General features: G+C 60.8%; 15 protein-coding genes and 1 pseudogene. 8 read left to right on the forward strand and 8 right to left on the reverse strand.

What is annotated here, in order from left to right:
* Positions 1 to 81 precede the first annotated feature (81 nt).
* From LB555_RS02035 to LB555_RS02055, 6 genes and pseudogenes are all read left to right on the forward strand, one after another.
* On the forward strand, positions 82 to 633 hold the full coding sequence (locus LB555_RS02035; RefSeq protein ID WP_140877252.1) for a hypothetical protein: 552 nt from the start codon (positions 82 to 84) through the stop codon (positions 631 to 633).
* A gap of 150 nt (positions 634 to 783) precedes the next feature.
* The gene (locus LB555_RS02040; RefSeq protein WP_140877250.1) at positions 784 to 1,614 is read left to right on the forward strand and encodes a DUF2971 domain-containing protein; all 831 of its coding nucleotides are present in this window, start codon (positions 784 to 786) and stop codon (positions 1,612 to 1,614) included.
* A 279-nt stretch (positions 1,615 to 1,893) separates the two neighbouring features.
* Positions 1,894 to 2,913 (forward strand): annotated as a pseudogene (locus LB555_RS02045) (site-specific DNA-methyltransferase); the annotation flags it as partial.
* 250 nt (positions 2,914 to 3,163) lie between these two features.
* A complete protein-coding gene (locus LB555_RS29465) occupies positions 3,164 to 3,616 on the forward strand; it encodes a hypothetical protein (RefSeq protein ID WP_411970741.1) in 453 nt (150 codons plus the stop codon).
* 161 nt (positions 3,617 to 3,777) lie between these two features.
* Positions 3,778 to 6,219 (forward strand): phospholipase D family protein, encoded by a 2,442-nt coding sequence (locus tag LB555_RS02050; protein ID WP_140877248.1) that lies wholly within the window; start codon positions 3,778 to 3,780, stop codon positions 6,217 to 6,219.
* A gap of 11 nt (positions 6,220 to 6,230) precedes the next feature.
* Positions 6,231 to 7,838 (forward strand): hypothetical protein, encoded by a 1,608-nt coding sequence (locus LB555_RS02055; protein ID WP_224682198.1) that lies wholly within the window; start codon positions 6,231 to 6,233, stop codon positions 7,836 to 7,838.
* A gap of 110 nt (positions 7,839 to 7,948) precedes the next feature.
* Here the strand turns inward: LB555_RS02055 and LB555_RS02060 are convergent, their stop codons facing one another.
* The 4 genes from LB555_RS02060 to LB555_RS02075 form a co-directional block, all read right to left on the reverse strand.
* The gene (locus tag LB555_RS02060) at positions 7,949 to 8,779 is read right to left on the reverse strand and encodes a DUF3883 domain-containing protein (protein WP_140877244.1); all 831 of its coding nucleotides are present in this window, start codon (positions 8,777 to 8,779) and stop codon (positions 7,949 to 7,951) included.
* Positions 8,780 to 8,906: 127 nt separating this feature from the next.
* On the reverse strand, positions 8,907 to 10,262 hold the full coding sequence (locus LB555_RS02065; protein ID WP_140877242.1) for a hypothetical protein: 1,356 nt from the start codon (positions 10,260 to 10,262) through the stop codon (positions 8,907 to 8,909).
* 372 nt (positions 10,263 to 10,634) lie between these two features.
* A complete protein-coding gene (locus tag LB555_RS02070; RefSeq protein WP_140877241.1) occupies positions 10,635 to 11,219 on the reverse strand; it encodes a cytochrome b in 585 nt (194 codons plus the stop codon).
* A complete protein-coding gene (locus LB555_RS02075; protein ID WP_140877239.1) occupies positions 11,219 to 11,710 on the reverse strand; it encodes a DUF4142 domain-containing protein in 492 nt (163 codons plus the stop codon). The genes LB555_RS02070 and LB555_RS02075 overlap by 1 nt, the downstream gene beginning before the upstream one ends.
* A gap of 760 nt (positions 11,711 to 12,470) precedes the next feature.
* Between LB555_RS02075 and LB555_RS02085 the strand changes: the two genes are divergently transcribed.
* Positions 12,471 to 13,214, forward strand: a complete 744-nt coding sequence (locus LB555_RS02085) for a cytochrome c oxidase assembly protein (RefSeq protein ID WP_224682199.1) — start codon at positions 12,471 to 12,473, stop codon at positions 13,212 to 13,214.
* 101 nt (positions 13,215 to 13,315) lie between these two features.
* Positions 13,316 to 13,609, forward strand: a complete 294-nt coding sequence (locus LB555_RS02090; RefSeq protein WP_224682200.1) for a c-type cytochrome — start codon at positions 13,316 to 13,318, stop codon at positions 13,607 to 13,609.
* Here LB555_RS02090 and LB555_RS02095 read toward each other — a convergent pair whose 3' ends face one another.
* The 4 genes from LB555_RS02095 to LB555_RS02110 are packed head-to-tail and all read right to left on the reverse strand — an operon-like array spanning position 13,610 to position 17,305.
* The gene (locus LB555_RS02095) at positions 13,610 to 14,416 is read right to left on the reverse strand and encodes an ABC transporter permease (RefSeq protein ID WP_140877237.1); all 807 of its coding nucleotides are present in this window, start codon (positions 14,414 to 14,416) and stop codon (positions 13,610 to 13,612) included.
* Positions 14,413 to 15,138, reverse strand: a complete 726-nt coding sequence (locus LB555_RS02100; RefSeq protein ID WP_140877235.1) for an ABC transporter ATP-binding protein — start codon at positions 15,136 to 15,138, stop codon at positions 14,413 to 14,415. The genes LB555_RS02095 and LB555_RS02100 overlap by 4 nt, the downstream gene beginning before the upstream one ends.
* Positions 15,135 to 16,097: a PQQ-dependent catabolism-associated beta-propeller protein gene (locus LB555_RS02105; RefSeq protein WP_140877233.1), complete on the reverse strand. Its 963-nt coding sequence runs from the start codon at positions 16,095 to 16,097 to the stop codon at positions 15,135 to 15,137. The genes LB555_RS02100 and LB555_RS02105 overlap by 4 nt, the downstream gene beginning before the upstream one ends.
* Positions 16,085 to 17,305, reverse strand: coding sequence for an ABC transporter substrate-binding protein (locus tag LB555_RS02110; protein WP_140877231.1), 1,221 nt, complete (start codon positions 17,303 to 17,305; stop codon positions 16,085 to 16,087). Before LB555_RS02110 ends, LB555_RS02105 begins: the two co-directional genes overlap by 13 nt.
* Positions 17,306 to 17,724: the final 419 nt, after the last annotated feature.

The raw sequence follows: 17,724 nt of genomic DNA on the forward strand, positions 1-17,724 counted from the left end.
AGCCAACAGTGGTCAGCGCATAAACCAGTTGTAGCACTGATTCTTTCCTGTAACTATGCTGCCCAATACTATGGAGCCGACATGACTGCCGAACTCGCCGTGTCCGTTGTCGCACTAGTCATTTCGATATTGGCATTGGCCCTTTCAATTTTTTTTTGGCGGCGACAGTTTCGACCAATCGTGACAGCTATGGTACAGACACACCATGGCGGGAATGACGGAATAGCTTATAACCTCGTTGTGCTTAACTCGGGCTCCATTCCAGCGAAGAACATCAAGCTGATCGTACGGGATCAGCCGTCGCTGGACGCGGCACTAGGCCCTGGCGCAGACACCAGGTCACGAGGGCTCTGGCTGGCTTGTTTTGAGCCGTCGACAGTGATCCGCCTTTTGCAAAATGGTGCTCGAACCTCATGCTCTTTTGGACTGACCCATCGAGAAGCCACAAAGAGCTTTTGGAAGCCTCGGGCCGAGTTTCCAATTCATCTTGAGTATGAGGGTTGGTTCGGAGAAAAATACCGAAACGATCCCGCGAACATCTTGCAAATTGCAGACAGCGACAGCTTCACAGGCGGCTTGTGGGGCCCGGTGGAAGTGGTGAGAAAGCCGTCCCGCCCCGAGCGTGAAGTTTGAAATTCATCGTTCCATGACACACAACGGTCTCGCAAGTGTTGCCCCCACGCGGGGAGCGGGCATATGGCGCTGCCGTCTCAAGCCCGCTGTCCCAGAGCTTTATCCCAAAAACGGCGGTGCCAGGAGAAGCTGGCAAAGAGGTGAGTTGAAATGACTGCAAAACGCAAGCTCGTTCTCGTCCAGGTGCCCAACGAACTAACGCATTTTACCACGCTCCCAGGATTGCTGGGGATCGTGGAGAACCGCTGTCTTTGGGCCTCGAATGTGTCGTTTCTAAACGATCGACGAGAGCTGCAGCACGGAATCAGTGCCGCCGAAAAAGTCCTTCGCGACTTCGCGACGGCACAAAAGAAGCAGATTTTCGCCCAGATTATAGATGAGGTGATCATTGAGCTGAAGAAGGCCAAGCTTCCGGATACTTACGCTACCTGCTTCTGCAAAGCGCACGACCTGCTTAGCCAATGGAGAGGCTATGGAGGTCGTGTCCAGGGAGTAAGTGTCACGTTTAACGGGAAGCAGTTGGATTCTTTATTTCGTTCTCACGGTGGGATCCCAATGGAGGTGATATATGATAAGCAACGCACCGTGGATCGCATGCGCAGAAGCATTGTCACTTTTTCTGGTCTGGCAGACCTCTTGCGTGAAAAGGACGTAGACAAGATCCGGTTCGAGCTAATAAGGCGCCTGCCTAAGCTAGTTCCACGGTTTAAGGACGACGGTTTCAGCGAAGAGAACGAGTGGCGGTTTGTCATTCAGAAAGAAAATGACTTCGAGCATGTCAGGTTCAGAGACGCCGATGGGGTTTTGGTACCCTATCTCGAGGTGGCTGTCCCGATCGGCAAAAGATTGCCCATCAAGCGAGTGACAGTTGGGCCAGGCAAGAACCAGGAGCTGACCATGCGCAGTGTGCAATTGTTCTTGGAAGCCAAAGGATACGAAAGAGTCCCGGTTGAGCCGTCAGCGGTGCCCTACCGAAGCTAGATGAGGTCGCCCATTGGCGGATCGTTTAAGGGTGATCGTTTCGACGGCAACAGGTGGGACAAGCCAACAGCTCGACATCGTGTGTAGAGCAGCTGACCAAAACAGCGAGGCCCCGAGCCCCGCTTCCCGCAATCCACAATCGATTTGAAACAGGAAATCTCACCGCGTAGCCGCGCGAATAGCCCGTGCCAAGACGCTCCGGCCGGCATACGAAATACAGGTAACGTAATCTTCAGCCTATTTCCGCACTCTTACTTCGGGACGGTAAGGGATGGGGCAATGCAGAACCAGTTGTGGTTTGGCGACAACCTGGCGATCTTACGTGAGGAGATCGCGGATGAGAGCGTTGATCTGGTCTATCTAGACCCACCTTTCAACAGCCAGGCGAATTATAACATCCTCTTCAAAATGCCGGCCGAGGACGCCGCGACCGCGCAAGTAGAGGCTTTCAGAGATACATGGAGTTGGGGGGCTGAAGCCAAGTGGGCATTCGATGAAATCATGCACACGGGGGGAGGAGTCGCGTCAATCGTTCACGCTTTGCATGCTGCTCTCGGCGACAGCGACATGATGGCCTACTTGGTCATGATGTCGCAGCGACTGCACGAACTGCGACGGGTCTTGAAGCCAACGGGCAGTCTCTATCTTCACTGCGACCCAACCGCGAGCCATTATCTGAAGGTGGTCCTGGACAGCATCTTTGGCGTCGGCGGATTTCGAAACGAAATCACATGGCAGCGGACCGCCTCGCACGGCGATAGCAAGAGTTGGAGTCGGGTTGCAGATCAGATACTTTTCTACACCAAAGCCACAAAATTTACGTGGAATCCGCCTTACCTACCCCACTCCGATCGATACATCGAATCGCATTACAGCAGCGCAGACGACGCCGGGCGCCAGTATCAGTTAACCTCGATCCTCAGCCCGTCACCAAGACCGAACATGATGTACGAGTGGAAGGGCTTTCCTTCTCCACCGCTCGGTTGGCGATTTCAACGTGAGAGGATGGCCGAGTTGGACGAAGCCGGCCTCATTTGGTATCCGACCCACCCGGACGGGAGCCTGGACACCACGAAGCGACCACGGTTCAAACGATATTTGGACGAACAAAAAGGCACTTTAGCTTCAACGATCTGGACTGACATTCCGCCTGTCAACGCGCGAGCGCGTGAGCGGATAGGCTACCCAACACAGAAGCCGGTTGCGCTCCTTGACCGCATAATCCGAGCGTCAACGAGTGCCGGCGACATCATCTTGGATCCGTTCTGCGGTTGCGGCACGACCGTGGCGGCCGCCCAGGCGGCAGATCGAATGTGGATAGGTATCGATGTGGCCTACCATGCGATCAGAGTGATCGAAGATCGCCTCGCGGATATGCCGGGTCAGATTAAGTATGATCTTGGCGGCATTCCGCGCGACTTTGCCGCCGCTGCGCGCCTTGCCGAACGCGACAAGTACCAATTCCAGTGGTGGGCAAACTACTTGGTCGGCGTGCAGGCGCTGAAGGAAATCCGCAAAGGCCCCGACCGCGGCATCGACGGGCAGCTTCATGAACGGGCCTCGAGGGTGGGGGCGCATTCTCACGTCCGTCAAAGGTGGCCAGCATGTCGGCGCAAAGGACGTAAGGGAGTTCAAGGCGGTGATCGAAAGAGAACGCGCCGAGATGGGTCTGTTCATTTGCCTGCGAGAACCAACCCGAGAGATGCGATCGGAAGCCGCCTCCTTCGGCTTTGTTGACACAGCCCATGGCCATCTGCCGAGACTACAGATCGTTTCGGTTGAACGGTGGTTTGCCGGTGATCGCCCGGTCATCCCATCTCTTGGACATGTCTCACGGGAGTTTTTCCGACAAGCAGGCAAAGCGGAGAAACCCAAGAAGGGACGCCGACCGGATCCTGCGGCGCCAGAATTCCCCTTTACCTTCACAGGCGACAAGAAGGAGACGGTCGTGCACTTCAACCCTGCCACCGTCCCGAAGGAGCAAGAGGCCTCCCTCCTTTGAAAAGGAAGGGCGCGGATCCACAACGCCGACTCTTTCAAATCACGGCGATCACCAAGACCATAATCGCCCTACGCTGAGCGCCGCCGATAACCCCTCTTTGCGGACGAAGGGTATTCTGGCTACATATTTTCAACTCGTCTTGCACGGGATCTTGGGGGGACTTGAACCTGCAGCCATTCTCGCCACGCGACCTGATCGCATCCAATCCGTGGTCATCGATACTTCTTACTACCTACTCGCTCAGTCTTTCCTTTCTCGAGGCGATACCCCTCTCTTCGGTCTACCGAACCTACCGGAACTTCACCGTGCTCTCCGACATCGAAGGGTACCGGGCCTCGCTCGCCGATGTCGGTGCGGTCGGCGTGGGCCGCGACTACGATCTTGTTCCCGTCAGGTGCCGCACCGGGGTCTTCCATCCGAAGATCGCGCTGATGACCGACGAGGCGGGCGAGATACGTGCCACGGTCGGCTCCGGAAACCTGACTTTCGGGGGGTGGGGCTACAACAACGAGATACTCGAATACCTCCGGCCGGGGAGGGATTCGGCGTGTTTCGCAGATCTCGTGTCCATGCTCGAATCCATGATGCGCGAGACGGCACCGCAAGGTCGGCTCGATTGCGTAACGCCTCCTGACCTTGGCCCTTTCATCGAGCTTGGACGAAAGGCGGCAGCCATCCCAGGTGACGGCGGATCGAGGCTTCTCCATACGATGGACAGGCCACTCGACGAGCAGATCCGAGAAATGGCGGACGATCTTGGCGGCGCGGTGAGTGTCTGCGTGGTGTCGCCATTTTTCTCGGGCCACCACGGCGTCCGGCTCCTGTGCGAATCCCTCCGCTGCGAACGAGTGTCGGTGGCAGTGCCTTCGATTGCGCCATCAGTCTTCGACTTCGATGCTGCGGCGGCGAACGGCATGAAGGTGTCGCCCGTTGCATGTGACACCTTCAGCGACGACAGGTCGCTTCATTCGAAGCTATTCGACATCGAATGCGTGAACGGGCGCCTGATCGTCGCAGGCAGCGCAAACGCCACCGTGCCTGCGCTCACCGGGGCGAACGTCGAGGCCGTAGTAGCGAGGATCCACGACCGCACGCCCGTTTTCGGATGGTCTCCGTGCATGGCATACAAGGAAGTGAGCCTCACGGGTGAAGAGGAGCCGAAGAACCGCGGCGGAGCCGCCCTCGTCCTGGAATATGGAGACGGCACCCTGTCTGGCAGGATAGTGGGGGCGGACGGTGTCTCCGGCGAGTGGGAGGCGGCTCTAGCGGCTGGAGCGCGTCGCGCTGCTGCAGGCAAAGTGGCGGTCGCCGACGACGGATCGTTTACGTTCGTCATGCCGGGGGATGTGGACCCCCTATCCTTCGGGTCGTCGGTGCAGGTCATCTTCGTCCGTGGATCCGAAGAGGTCCGGGGCTGGCTGGTGCTACGCGGCTTCCTCGATGCGATGAACCGCCGAGGCCCGCTGGCGAGAGAGATCGGACGCCTCGTGGCGGGGTTTGGCACCCCCGCCGGCATGGCTTCCATTCTCGAATTCATTGCAAGGGAACCCGGCGCGCTCTTGGAGGCAGCGGAACGAACAGGCGGCGGGCGTAAGGCCAACACGCCGTCCGGGCATCTCTTCGTCACGGGCGCCTTCAGCACGAAGAGCGCGCTCGACATGAAGGAGACTTGGCGTGCTGGTTCGGGGAGCTACGCTCAGGACGATCTGATCGATGCGTTGGTCAGGCATCTCGCCAGAGCGCTCCCAGGCGGAAACGATGATGCGGGGGATGACGAGGACGAGGAGAAGCTAGATGGTGCCGGAGAACGGCCGCAGGGCCGTCAGGGGCAAGGAAGGAACCCGCCCGGAAAGGGGCAGAGGATAAAGAAGCAGATCATCGAACGTGCCTTTACGCAGTTGTTCACGAAACTGGAGAAGAGTCCCGCGGGGCCGTCCCGCGGGAATGCACTTTACGTTCTCTTCGACATGATCTCGCGGATTGTTCCGAGAGCGGAGGAAGGAGAAAAGCTTCTTGCCCTCTTCCTCGAACGCTGGCTCACCTTGGCGAAGGGAGCGAGACCCGATGAGGACGATCAGGGCGAACTCGATGAATGCGTGGCCGCCGTCGTCAGCCGGCTGGTGATCAGCGAATCGGCCAAGGCGGTGAAGATGCACGAGTTCCTGCAATCTTGGCTTGGGAGAGAGGTACCTGACAATTTCGCATGTGAAAGGTCGCCGATTGCAGGAAACCTCAACCAGGAGCTTCTCGGCAGAGGGTTCTCCCAGGAAGAGTGGTCGGGAGCGTGGCGGTCGATCCTTGGCACGCGTACGAAATGGAATACAGTCAATGACCTGCGGCGCGCCCTCTTGGCCGGAGATGCGTCCTTTGTGGCACCAGAAGGAGCAACAGACCACGAGCTGGCGGTCTTGGGCAAATTCGCGGCCCGCGAAGGGAGACCAGACAGGATATACTGGTTGGAGCGGCCCTATGCCGGCCATCGGCCGGCATGCAAATGTGGAGTTAACTTCCCGGCACTACAGGAGAAGCGCCTGAGAAACACCCGGATTGCCACCTGCGACTACATCCGGTGCGGACGGGTCGTCGTGGATGTTTCCCTCTAGAGGGCTCGGAAATGCGACTGGCTGAAATCGACGAGATCTTCGAGAGGGCGCCCGGCTGCCGACTGGTCGACGAGCTGCGGACGGACGAAAGCGGGGTCGATCCGGTGGGCCTGCGACAGCTCAATCTCGACCTCATGGATGACTCCCTGCCGGGCATCAACAACGTGACGCAGCACGTGCGGCCCTATACGTTCATGGCGTGGGCCGCATGGAAGGCTTCCATTGTCGCACGCGAGGCCGAGAACGACGATCCGGAGGTGGTCGCAGATCTTGTCGACCGCTATGAGGCCCTCTACGCTTGGTCGCATCAGATTGCAGGCCGCCCATTCAGGGGAGCGGCGGCGCTGAAGCGGACGATCGGCCACCGAGCGGATCGGGAGCCTTTCGTGTTCAGCGGCCCGGTTTGGAAACAGTACCGGGACAGCCGCACTAGCTTTATGGCTCCGACCGAGTACGGCCCCTCAATCAAGTCCATCCGTTACATCGGCGCAGACTCCGGGTATGTCGCAGAAGAAGCCATGCCTGCAGTTCGCGATTTCGAAGCGCGGGTGCGCGATTTGCTCCCTGCGCGTCTCTTCGCGATCGACGCTCCCTCTGTCATGGACGAGGAGATAGCTCCCTTCGCCCAGCACCTTCCTGTCGATGCACCATCGGAAATCGAGATGAAGGTCTTCAGAGGTCTGTTCTTTGACATCGGCGGACACGTCGCCTCACCGGGATCCGCGAAGCGCAGGAAAGGGACTATCGACCTCGTCCGCGGTCTCCTGCTACGGGATGGGCCAAGCTCAATCGACTCCATCAGGAGACAGTTTGCCCGGCACGTTTTGCCGGCGGTGAACGACGGCGACCCCGAACAGATTGCCATCTCAGGGATGCTGCTATGCCTCCTTCAGGCGAGGCAGCTCCAGAGGCTCGCAACCGAGGCCATGCTTTTCTGGCTCGAGCGACTGCTTTCCGAGGGCCGCATTGGTTCCATGTATCAGCCGAAAACGTCGGAGGAACTCATTGCGAGGGCGCACAACGCGGCGGCAGCAGGTGATGCTACATATGCTTCTTCGGCGACCATCGGTGACTTCCTCCTATCAGTCGAAATCGAGGGCCAATCCACCGGATGGCCGGGAGCGTCGTCAACGGGCACGACCGATGCCATTTCGATGATCGCCGCGCTGATCGAAGCGCAACGCCGCGATGTCACTCGCGTTCCTGCACTGGCCGCGCGATCATTCGCAATAGTGCGCGCCGTCGCCAACGCGTTCGAGGGCAAAAGCCCGCCGGGCGGTCTCGGTGACGGTATCGAGGGCCGACCCGACAGGCTTCCGATGGGGCTTATGGCCAGACGGTTGGAGGCAGTAGCCGCCCGGCCGATGCCGTCCATCTGGCAGGAGGTCATCGAGAGCTGGGTCATCGGCCAGCATGTCCACTGGTCGGCCGTGCGTGGCGGAGACGGAAAGAAACGTCTTCGGATCGGCCTTGAGGGCAACGGCTGGATGAGGGTCCGGAGATCGTCATCGAGAAGCGTGTACGAGCCGACAGGCGACCGACTTCAGATTATGCTCTCCCTGGCGGTATCGTGCGGTCTTTTCTCGCGAGATGCGGACGGTCGATACATGGCGGACTGACACCGAGGCCCTTCCGGCGGCGCATCCAGATCAGTGGATGCAAGACGATTTTGTCGGTTTAGTGCTGTCTGCTTTTCGCTTGCTCTCAATAGTCAAGTGGCCGCTTCTGGTCATCGAAGGAAGCTCGCTCGGTAGATACTCGCCGTTAAACTCACATGGGCCTCAAGCGGTGGCCGCAGTTCGAATGCCCGGGGTTCGCGAGTGAAGTTCCACAGCCTCATCAGCAGCCAGTCGTTGCGATGACGATCGGAGGCCATCAGTTCGTTTCGCGTAATGTGGAACGGTGTGCGCTCCCAGCCATTTGTCGTCTTCACCTCAATCAGGCGATCGCTGCCATCTACTTCGAAGCTCCGAATATCATAGCCCACCCCGTCGCCGTCGACGTGCGACACCCAGCGAATGTGATTGGCAAGGTCGGTTCGTCCAGCAGCAAGCAGGCTAGCGCGCTCATGGGCAAGGATGCGCTCCTCTCCCGCGCGGCCGAGCGCCCGGTTCTGGGCGTCCCGCTGGGCGACATCGTACTTGCGGGCCATAGCGGCCATCTGCTCGGTCTCGTCGGGCGGCGGAGCATTGCTGTGCGTTGGCGGCGGCCCGATCCACAGCATCGTCTCCTCTTGCAAGGCTGACTGCGGGTGAGGCGCAGCAGGCACAAGCCACTCCGGGTGACGATCGAGCCATCTCACCACCGCGTCGACGAGCGACGCCTGGAAGTTAAAGGCCGGCTTGTAGCCGGGTATCCAAGTTTCTCCGAGTCCCTTGAGGACCGCGCTAACATTCTGGTGCTTGTACTCTATCGAGCCGCGCGGGCGGCCGATCGCAGCTTGGAGGAAACGATTGTGGCTGGCCTTGCTGTAGGGCAGCCCGGCGATGTCGTGAGCCAGCATCGCGAAATAGTTCGCGACGATTGCGTCATTCTGTTCGTCCGACCAGTCAACCGGCATTGGAAACGAGCTACAACTAGCGAAGAAGTATCAAAAAATTATCATTACAGCAGCTGCCGCACCACGACCAGTCCAGTGTATGTGTACGATCGCGGAGGGGTCGCCTTCTTGGGGCATGCAAGGCCGTCTACACGTCATTTGCAAAATAAAGCCTGATCGCGTCCTGCTGCTTGCCGAGCGTGCCGTCCTTCCGGAAGCGTGTTCCGTCGACCACAAAGATGATGCCTTTCTCAGTGGAGTAAACGGCCGTGCTCGTTACAGAGATGCGAACGATGCGGCCTTGAACCTGCCCAGTCACGATGTCACCGATATCGATCCCGAGGATTGATTTTGCCACTGCCGAACGTTCGGCCTCAAGCTCCGTCTCCCATTGCTCCAGCTCTTCTTCGATTCGCGACCAGGCATCGCGAGCTGACCGAAACGGGCGTTCGACGCCGAACCAGATTCTGTCGGCCAGCGCGAGGGTATCGTTAGGAACGTTTCGCTCCATCGCGCGAGCCGCTCCAGACAGCATTTCGCACACCTGCTCCGCGTCCATCAGTGCTTGGAGCCTACCCCGGTAGGGCGCAACGGTCGCTCTCGTGATGGAAGGAGGCAAGGGTAATTCACGAGTGGGAATGTAGTCGATTGGCATGATTTCGCGCAGCGCCAATCTTGCGGTACCGATGCGGTCAGGCGGATCTTCCTCTCTCCACGCGCGTCGCGTGCTTTCGACCCAAATTTCTGAGGCGGAGATGCAGAGGGTGCTGTCCAGAAGCATTCGCGAATCCGGAGTGTGGATGTAGCGGGCAGACCAGGAATGGTCAGCCGACGTCAGCGGCATGACAACATGGTGGAGCTGATGTTCGCGAACCATGCGCACCAGAGAGGCAATCCGCTCCTGTAAAGGAGCGGTCAGGCGGACAAGAACGGCGGGACCGTTCCCGCTCGACAACCGGTTTCTTTGCTCGCTCTCGAACATGAGAAGCTGGGGTCGGGCGAATGGAAGCAGCTTTCCGACGAGACTCGCAGCGCTTCCCTGCAGCGAGTGGCTCCATCGGGCGTCGATCTTTCCCTGCTTGATCCACTCGTGAGCGCGGTTCTGGATCAGCAGCAAAAGTTGCGCCGCGAGGTTCGGATCGAGATCCGGGAGCCTGTTTCCGGTAACCGCAGTAACGTCGACGCCTTGCGCCTTCAGGTCGGTTATAGCGGCGCTGTAGAATTGCTGTTGAAGATTGGAGAGAGTTCCGGCTGCTTTGATGCGCGCGGTTTCACGCCGGCGCCGATCGATCTCATCGCGGAAGGCACCCAACGGTGGGCGCCGGGGACCACCTCCTGCCTGAACCTTGGCCCAATAGCCTCGAGGTGGCTTGGGGACCTGCAGGCGCCTGCAAAGCTTGGCGAGTGCCACATCGGAGATGCCGAGCTCCTTTGCGATCTCACTGGTCGGCCTTTCCCAGACCAGCGCGAAGAGTTCCTCGCGGGAGAATTCTCGTCGTGTCATGCAAGTGCCTCCTGCCGGTCGTCCCATATGTCACTCATAGGGATCGCTTTCAAAAGCGATTGGGCGACCGTGCTGTTGAGCGTGCAGGAGGACCGGTGAAGACGGATGGATACTGCCGCGATCAGATGGCTGGAGGATGAAAGTCTTCGTTTCTTTCAAACGCAAAAACCGCCCCGGTCAGACCGGGACGGTTATTGATTTATGATAGAATTGGTTGCGGGGACCGGATTCTATCCCGCGCCGTCGGACTGGCCTTCTCCAGGCATATCAAGCAGCGCGGCCGCGCGCGGCCCTAGCACCAGCGGCTTACCGTCGATCCGGTGCACGATACCTCCAAAACCGTGTCCGCCTTTTGTGACCTGCGGACGGAAGCTACCTGCCCCTAGTCGTCTCCTGACGACGAACCCACATTCTGCCAAAAACCTTATCCCGCAAAACGTAATGGTGAACGAGCGCCGCGATGGCGTGCCCTGCCGCCAAGATGACAATCGCCCATCCGACATAGTTGTGAAGCTCTTCGAAAGTGTGGGCGAGGTCTCGATTCTGCGCCATCAAGGCAGGAATCGTGAACAGTCCGAAGAACGTAAACTCCTCGCCCTGGGCCCATCGCAATACGAAGCCCAGCATGCTCTCTGCGGCAAGCAAAACATATAGGACGATGTACATCAGCTGGGAGAGCGTTCCCGAAAGTCCGACCTCTGGCGTCAACTGCCGGCCTCCTGTCAGCCGCCAGACGATCCGGACTAGAATTAGGCCGGCGAACAGGATCCCGAGTGAGACATGAGTGCCCTCCAAGAGGGGGCGCCAAGTTCGGTCACGCGGCGTGACGTAGTTCCATACCAGCGAAGTACCGAACAACAGGACGACGAAAACCACCGTCAGCCAATGAAACCAGAGTGTCGGCCGGTCGTAGTATTCCAGTTCGATCGTCCGACTTTCGACGCCGGACTCGCTCATCACGGTTTGGCCAGCGACTGCGCAATTTTCAAGTGCTTCTCAAGTGTTGGCAAGGTCTTCTTGGCGAGCTTAGCGACCTTGCTGCTGCCGGTCTTCGCCTCATCCCGGAACTCGGCGATATCCTTCTGGTGGTCTGACACCATGTAGGTTGTAAACTCCTGATCGAAAGCCGCCCCCGAAAGTCCGTTCAGCTTCGTCATCTCGGCCGTCGCTTCGTCGGTGAGATCGTCGGTTTCAGCAACACCCAGTTTCTTGCCGACCGCCAGTGCCTGCTTCTTGGCCTTGCCATGGTCTTTTACGAGCGTTTGGCCGAATGCCTTGACGCCTTTGCTGTCGCCCTTCTGCCTGGCAAGGGTACCAAGAGCGACTTCGGAATTGTCGCCTTTGATGGTGTCGGTCAGAAAATCTGTATCGCTTTTGGCGAGTGCCTGGTTGCTGGCAATGATGCCGGCTGCGAATGCTACGGCAGCGAAGATGCGATGTGTGGTCATGACAGAGAGCCTTTCGGAGAGCTACGAGCCGACCCGAACGGATGCTCACGATCCTTGTTCCATCAACCGCCAAAAAAACGCCCCAAGGGTCGTGACGGTCAGGAGTGAGGAGCGACGTCAGAGGGAGAAACACCGGCCACCACGCTCAAACACAAAAAACCCGCGCGCGCCCTGTCCCAGCTCAGGAGGCCCCCAGATTTTTTCTCATCCATCTGCAGCACCGGTTGCATCTCTCCGGCCGGCGCGAGAACGAGCAGCGCCGCTCAGGCTCGACGTTGCGTGTGATCAGGATGTCGTCGTGCGGCGACTTTGTCGTGGCGTAGCCCAGACGTGCCTGGGCAGTGGCGAGGTTCGCCTTCGCTTGATTGAGTTAAGTTTCCGCCATCACATAGCCGCTCCCGCCCGGCTGCGAGGTTGGTGGCCCCGTCGGGGGCTTGGTTCGTGCCGAATCCTGACCTGAAGAGATCCTCGGCCCGCTGGTAGGCGCCCTGCGTGTCGACCAGATTGGCGTGCGCCTGCTTGAGAGCCTGCTAAGGCGGAGCCCTTCTGTTCTTGCGGGTCGGGGTTTGATGTGAACCGGCCGCCGGAGTGTTTCCTCTTCGACACGGTTGATCCGGCTCCTCGCCTTGACGCATGGAGCCGGATCGCAGAGCGATCAGTCGTCCTGCTGGATGACGACAGGGCGGATTGTGGTGGTGACGGTGCATCGAACTGGTGACGGCGACGGTGTCCGTCGGTGGTGACGGTGCCGCCACGAGCGATGGCCGTTGTTGTAGAATGCTTCCTGGCCGTGATGCCGGTGGTGGCGCTTTTCTTCGCCGCCGGCTGGGGCGTGCTGACGGGAGCGCTGGTCAGCCCAATCCATGCGCTTGGCGAACGGGTGTTTGCCGCCCACATGATCGAGCATGAACTGCTGATGGCGGTAGCGGCGCCGCTCCTTGTCGCCGCCTGCCCCGGCGCAGCCCTGATATGGGCATTGCCGGCTGCACTTCGCCGAGGGACGGGAGGGCTCACGCACGGCAGGACTCTCCAGGCGATCTGGACCGTTGCCAGCCGCCCCCTCAACGCAACCGCCATCCACGGCATCGCGATCTGGATCTGGCACGTTCCCGTCCTGTTCGAGGCAGCGCTTCAGCAGGGCGTGCTGCACTACGCCCAGCATGCGAGCTTCCTCGGCACAGCCCTGCTGTTCTGGTGGGGGATTCTGCCGCGCTCCGGCCGCCAGCAGGCCTATGGCAGCGCGGTCATGCATCTCTTCTTCACGTCGCTGCACACTGGTCTGCTCGGCGTGCTGCTGCTGTTGTCGCCCAGACTCTGGTACCCGCAGAATGCCGCCGGCGCGGCGCTCTGGGGTTTAACCCCGATCGAGGACCAGCAGCTCGCCGGACTGGTGATGTGGGTTCCGGCTGGCCTGATCTATGGCGGAGCCGCCTTGCTGCTTGCCGGCCTTTGGATAAGCAAGAGCGGAATCAGGGAGGCAAGCCATGCGCTCCGGCCTGGCTAGGATGGTGGGCGGCGCTCGCCGCGATCCTGCTGCTGACCGCGGCAGTCGCCGCAGCGACCTTGTGGTCCGACCGGCGCGATCGTGTTCGCCACGAATCGGACATGGCGACCGGCGGCTTGGAAGCGCGCGCCATTCCGATCACGATCGCGAATGGCTGCTCCGGATGCCATACGATCCCCGGCGTGCCGGGGGCACAAGGCCAGGTTGGTCCGCGCTTCGATTCCAGCCTTGCCGACCGGGTCTTTATCGCCGGCGTGCTGGCGAACAATCCGGAGAACCTGATCCGCTGGATACGAGCGGCCAGGGAGATCAATCCGCACACGGCCATGCCATCGACGGGGATCACAGAGCAGCAGGCGCGTGATATCGCTGCCTACCTCTTCGCCCTGAAATGATCAGCCCTCGCCGCCGCGCCGGGACCACAGGCCGCGGCCGGGGTCGTAGCCGACCACTGCCGCCAGGAAAAACACGACGAGGCAGGCGAGAACGACAAGGGCGGAAACGAGATCGAAGCGCAGATAGAGAGTGAAGCGTATCAGTTCGACCGCCGAACTGAACGGGTTCCATGCGGCGATCGTAGCCAGCACCGGCCCTGCCTCGGCGAGCCGCCATATCGGATAAAGCGCCGTCGAGGCGAAGAACGTCGGGAAGATGACGAAGTTCATCACGCCGGCGAAGTTCTCCATCTGCGTCGAAACTGACGATACCAGCAACCCGAACGCGCCCAGCATCAGGCCTGACAGGACCAGCGCCGGAAACACGGCGAGGTAGCCTAGAACCGGCGGGCGCACGTCCCAATAACGCGCGATCAGCAAGAACAGATAGACCAGCGGCAGACCGACGATGACGCTCGCCAGCAGCCGCGCGGCAAGCAGATACCAGCGTGGAAGCGGCGCGGTCAGCAACAGGCGCATGCTGCCCGTCTCACGGTCATAGACCATCGCCAGCGAGCTTGCCATGGCATGGAAGAGCAGCATCATGGCCGCCAGCCCGGGGACGACATAGACCTCGTAGAGCACGTAGGTCTGATAGGGCTGCGTGATTGACAGGCCAAGCACCGAGCGGAAGCCGGCGGCGAAGATGGCGAGCCAGACCAAAGGCCGTATGATCGCCGAGAGCAGCCGGCCGCGCTGCCGAAGCGTTCGCAACATCTCCCTGTGCAGGATTCCCAACAGCGCCCGCACCGCGTGACGTGTCTTCATGCCGTCTCCGTCAGCAGATCGAATGCATCGGCCAGGCTGCCGACCGCAAGATCCGCGGCGACGCGGCCGGCGCCGCCGGCCCAGCGCAGCCTGCCCTTGTGCAGCACCACCAGGTCGTCGCCGGCCGACACCTCTTCCAGGAAATGCGTCGCCCAGAGAACAGCAATACCTCGTTCGCGGCATAGCGCGCGTACGTGCTGCACGATCGCCCGGCGCCCAGGCACGTCGAGCCCGGTCGTCGGTTCATCGAGCAGCAGGATACGCGGCCGGTGCATCAGCGCACGAGCGATTTCGACGCGCCGCCGCTGACCGCCCGATAGCGAACGGACCGGCTCGTCGCACCGGTCGAGGACCTCCAGCCGGTCGAGTTCCTCGCGCAATCTCGTTTCGCTGATGCCGGTCTCCAGCCCATGCAGTGAGGCGTGATAGCGCAGATTTTCGGCAGCGGTGAGGTCGAGGTCGAGCGTCTGCTGCTGGAAGACCACGCCCATCTGGGCAAGTGCGGCGGCCGGATCGGTCCGCATGGAGTGGCCGAACACATCGATCTGGCCGGATCGGGCATGATAGAGGCCGGTGACCAGCGAGAACAACGTCGTCTTGCCGGCTCCGTTGCGTCCAAGCAGTACGCACATTCCGCCTTCAGCGACCGAGAACGACACGGCATCGAGGACCCGTCGCTCTCCGAAGCTGTGTCCGAGGCCCTCGAGCGACAGCGCCTTCATGGACCGATCACCACTCCCCAGGGGCCGCGTCCCACCGGCACCGACTTCACCACCTCCTCATTCTCCAGATCGATGAACGAGATGTCGCCGGAATTGCCATTAGCGCTGACCAGGCGCTTCTGGTCATCGGACAGCGCCAAGTGCCACGGCCGCTGGCCGACGAGATAGAGGCGGCGCACCGCCAGCGTCTTGGTGTCGACCTCTGCAACCCGGTTGGCCGGACCGAGCGCGACATAGGCAGTGGCGCCGTCGTGTGCCATTTCGATGCCGACCGCCTGGACGCCCTCGCGGCGGATGCCGGGGACCTCGAACTCGACTTTGCCGGTCTCAGCACGAGACGTGGTGTCGAAGACGGTTACCGTTCCGCGTATTTCGGAAGACACCCAAAGCTGCTTTCCATCCGGCGAGAACGCCGCAGCGCGCGGGCGGGTGTCGACCAAGAGATTGTCGACGAGGTCGAGCGTGCCAGCATCTATGAGATGCACCATGCTGGTGGTCTCCGAGGTGCAGGCAACGTAGCGGCCGTCGGCACTGACCGCCATGCCCTCGGGTTCGACGCCGACGTCGACCGTACCAATAACCTTGGCGGACGCGACATCGACCACCGAGACCAGATTGTCGTTCTCATTGGCGACGAACAGCCGTTTGCCGTCGGGATGCACGACAAAAAACTCCGGATCGGCTCCCGAGGGAAGTTGGCCGGTCACCTGCCGTTTGGCGAGATCGACAACGTCGATCCGGTTGTCGTCGCCAACAGCAACGAAGAGCAGTTTCTTGTCTGCCGAAAGCGCCATTCCGCGCGGGCGCCTTCCGACATTGATGGTCGTGGACAGGTTCATACTGGCGCCATCCACCACCGCCACCGTGTTGTCCTGCTCGTTCGATACGTAGATCGTCTCGGCGGCGGCAGGTCCGGCCACGATGGACATCGAAAGCAGGATCGCGATCAGAACCTGCATGCGCTTTCCTCCAGGTCGATGCCCAGCGTGTCGAGCGGCGTGCGCTGGTGCAGGAAACCCGGCTGCGGCGAACTGGAGACGAGCAGTCGCGGTCCGGCTATGAGGACGGGTTGCCGCATCTGGCCGTCCCATGGCCGGAAGCTCAGACCCTGTCCTTTGAATCCGGCGAGCAGGAAATCGTTGCTGCGGAGATACTTTCCGATCGCAATCGGATCGAGGCTGTGCAGGCGCGTTGCCGCCTCGCCGATGCTTCGCACGGCGAGCCAGGCGGCGTAGTCGCTGGGCAGCATCCAGCGCCCGGCCTGCTTGTGGAAGCGATCCTGGAGTTGCGTGGCACCCCACTCTTCGTTGACCGCGCTCCAGCCGGTCGCGACCAGACCCTGCGTCCCTGCGACCGGCCGCGGAAATGCGGTTCGGCCTTCGAGATAGGCGCCAAACTCGTCCGCCTCGTCGGCAACGACGAGCACATCATAGTCGCTGACCTGCGTGGCAGCGGGAATCTCGGTCTGCAGCGTGACATGTCCGGTATCGGCGCGCCCGTTGGCGGGCCTGAACGTCCAGGGCTGGTCGATGGTGATCTCTGCTCCGAAACGCGTCGCCGCGCGTCGAAAGGCGACCGCCATCGCCTGGTCCTCGGGATGCGCCCCGACCAGCAGGAACCAGTGCTGCCAGCGCTTCCAGACGAGATATTGCGCCAGCCCGTCAGCGAGCATCGCGCGGCTCGGAACCGTGTGCAGCACGTTCTTGCGGCAATCCTCCTGGCGGAGCCGCTCGTCAGGAGCGCGACTATTGAACAGCGTCATCCTCTCGGCGCCTGGAGCGTCGCTCGCCTGCAGCAAACCGGCGGCATCGAGATCGGCGATGAGGAAGCTGATGCCGGCGGCCGCGAATTCCTTGACCGCTTCGGCTGGCATCTCGCCGGGCTTGAGGGTGATTTCCTGCAACCGGAATTGCTGACCGAGAAAGCGGCCGGCGCTGGCATTGTCGGCGATGCCGAGCCGGGCACCTTGCAGGCCGTCGTCGGTGACGACCTCGTCCAGTGGCCCGAGCGGCAGAGGCGGTTTGCGCTGTTCGCCGAGATAGCCGATCACCATCGTCTGGGGCTCGCCAAGCCCGGGCGCGACCAAAGCGAGCAGCACGAGAAATGTCAGCGCCAGCCTCATTCGGCCCAAGGCGGGCAAGCCAAGTGGGACGTCAATAATCGGCATGTGCGCTCCAGGATGGAAGCGACCCTAATGTTTTGGACAAAGGAATGTTCCTGGATTCCAACAAAGTGAGCCCGCCCCATTTCCGTATTTGGGGCGGGCTCCATGCCGTGGACCGGTAGAGGGAGGACCGACCCGACCCTAACTGCTGGAAATTCCGATTGTTCCTTGGCCGCGCTTGTCCCAAGTCGCAGCCGGTCCCCTGAGCGGCACGCCTGCTCTCACCGCTTCTGCGGCTACCGGCGGGCCTGCGCCCAGCTGGTCTAGCTCTGCAAGCGTTTCAACTCTATCAGGAACGATCATGAATTGTGGCGATGCTCCTTCTCGGCACCGGTCGGTCGACGGTGCTTTTGACCGGTCACTACGACACGGAGGCAACGCGCGATTACGGCGCGCTTGAAATCTGGCCACCCGGCCTGAAG

This window comes from Mesorhizobium sp. BR-1-1-10, assembly GCF_020165595.1.
GTDB lineage: Bacteria > Pseudomonadota > Alphaproteobacteria > Rhizobiales > Rhizobiaceae > Mesorhizobium > Mesorhizobium australicum.

Bases quoted from the DNA above. Each gene is read 5' to 3' on its own strand.
- LB555_RS02035 (WP_140877252.1), top strand. From the start codon at position 82: ATGACTGCCGAACTCGCCGTGTCCGTTGTCGCACTAGTCATTTCGATA.
- LB555_RS02040 (WP_140877250.1), top strand. From the start codon at position 784: ATGACTGCAAAACGCAAGCTCGTTCTCGTCCAGGTGCCCAACGAACTA.
- LB555_RS29465 (WP_411970741.1), top strand. From the start codon at position 3,164: ATGAACGGGCCTCGAGGGTGGGGGCGCATTCTCACGTCCGTCAAAGGT.
- LB555_RS02055 (WP_224682198.1), top strand. From the start codon at position 6,231: ATGCGACTGGCTGAAATCGACGAGATCTTCGAGAGGGCGCCCGGCTGC.
- LB555_RS02060 (WP_140877244.1), bottom strand. From the start codon at position 8,779: ATGCCGGTTGACTGGTCGGACGAACAGAATGACGCAATCGTCGCGAAC.
- LB555_RS02065 (WP_140877242.1), bottom strand. From the start codon at position 10,262: ATGACACGACGAGAATTCTCCCGCGAGGAACTCTTCGCGCTGGTCTGG.
- LB555_RS02070 (WP_140877241.1), bottom strand. From the start codon at position 11,219: ATGAGCGAGTCCGGCGTCGAAAGTCGGACGATCGAACTGGAATACTAC.
- LB555_RS02075 (WP_140877239.1), bottom strand. From the start codon at position 11,710: ATGACCACACATCGCATCTTCGCTGCCGTAGCATTCGCAGCCGGCATC.
- LB555_RS02085 (WP_224682199.1), top strand. From the start codon at position 12,471: ATGGCCGTTGTTGTAGAATGCTTCCTGGCCGTGATGCCGGTGGTGGCG.
- LB555_RS02090 (WP_224682200.1), top strand. From the start codon at position 13,316: ATGGCGACCGGCGGCTTGGAAGCGCGCGCCATTCCGATCACGATCGCG.
- LB555_RS02095 (WP_140877237.1), bottom strand. From the start codon at position 14,416: ATGAAGACACGTCACGCGGTGCGGGCGCTGTTGGGAATCCTGCACAGG.
- LB555_RS02100 (WP_140877235.1), bottom strand. From the start codon at position 15,138: ATGAAGGCGCTGTCGCTCGAGGGCCTCGGACACAGCTTCGGAGAGCGA.
- LB555_RS02105 (WP_140877233.1), bottom strand. From the start codon at position 16,097: ATGCAGGTTCTGATCGCGATCCTGCTTTCGATGTCCATCGTGGCCGGA.
- LB555_RS02110 (WP_140877231.1), bottom strand. From the start codon at position 17,305: ATGCCGATTATTGACGTCCCACTTGGCTTGCCCGCCTTGGGCCGAATG.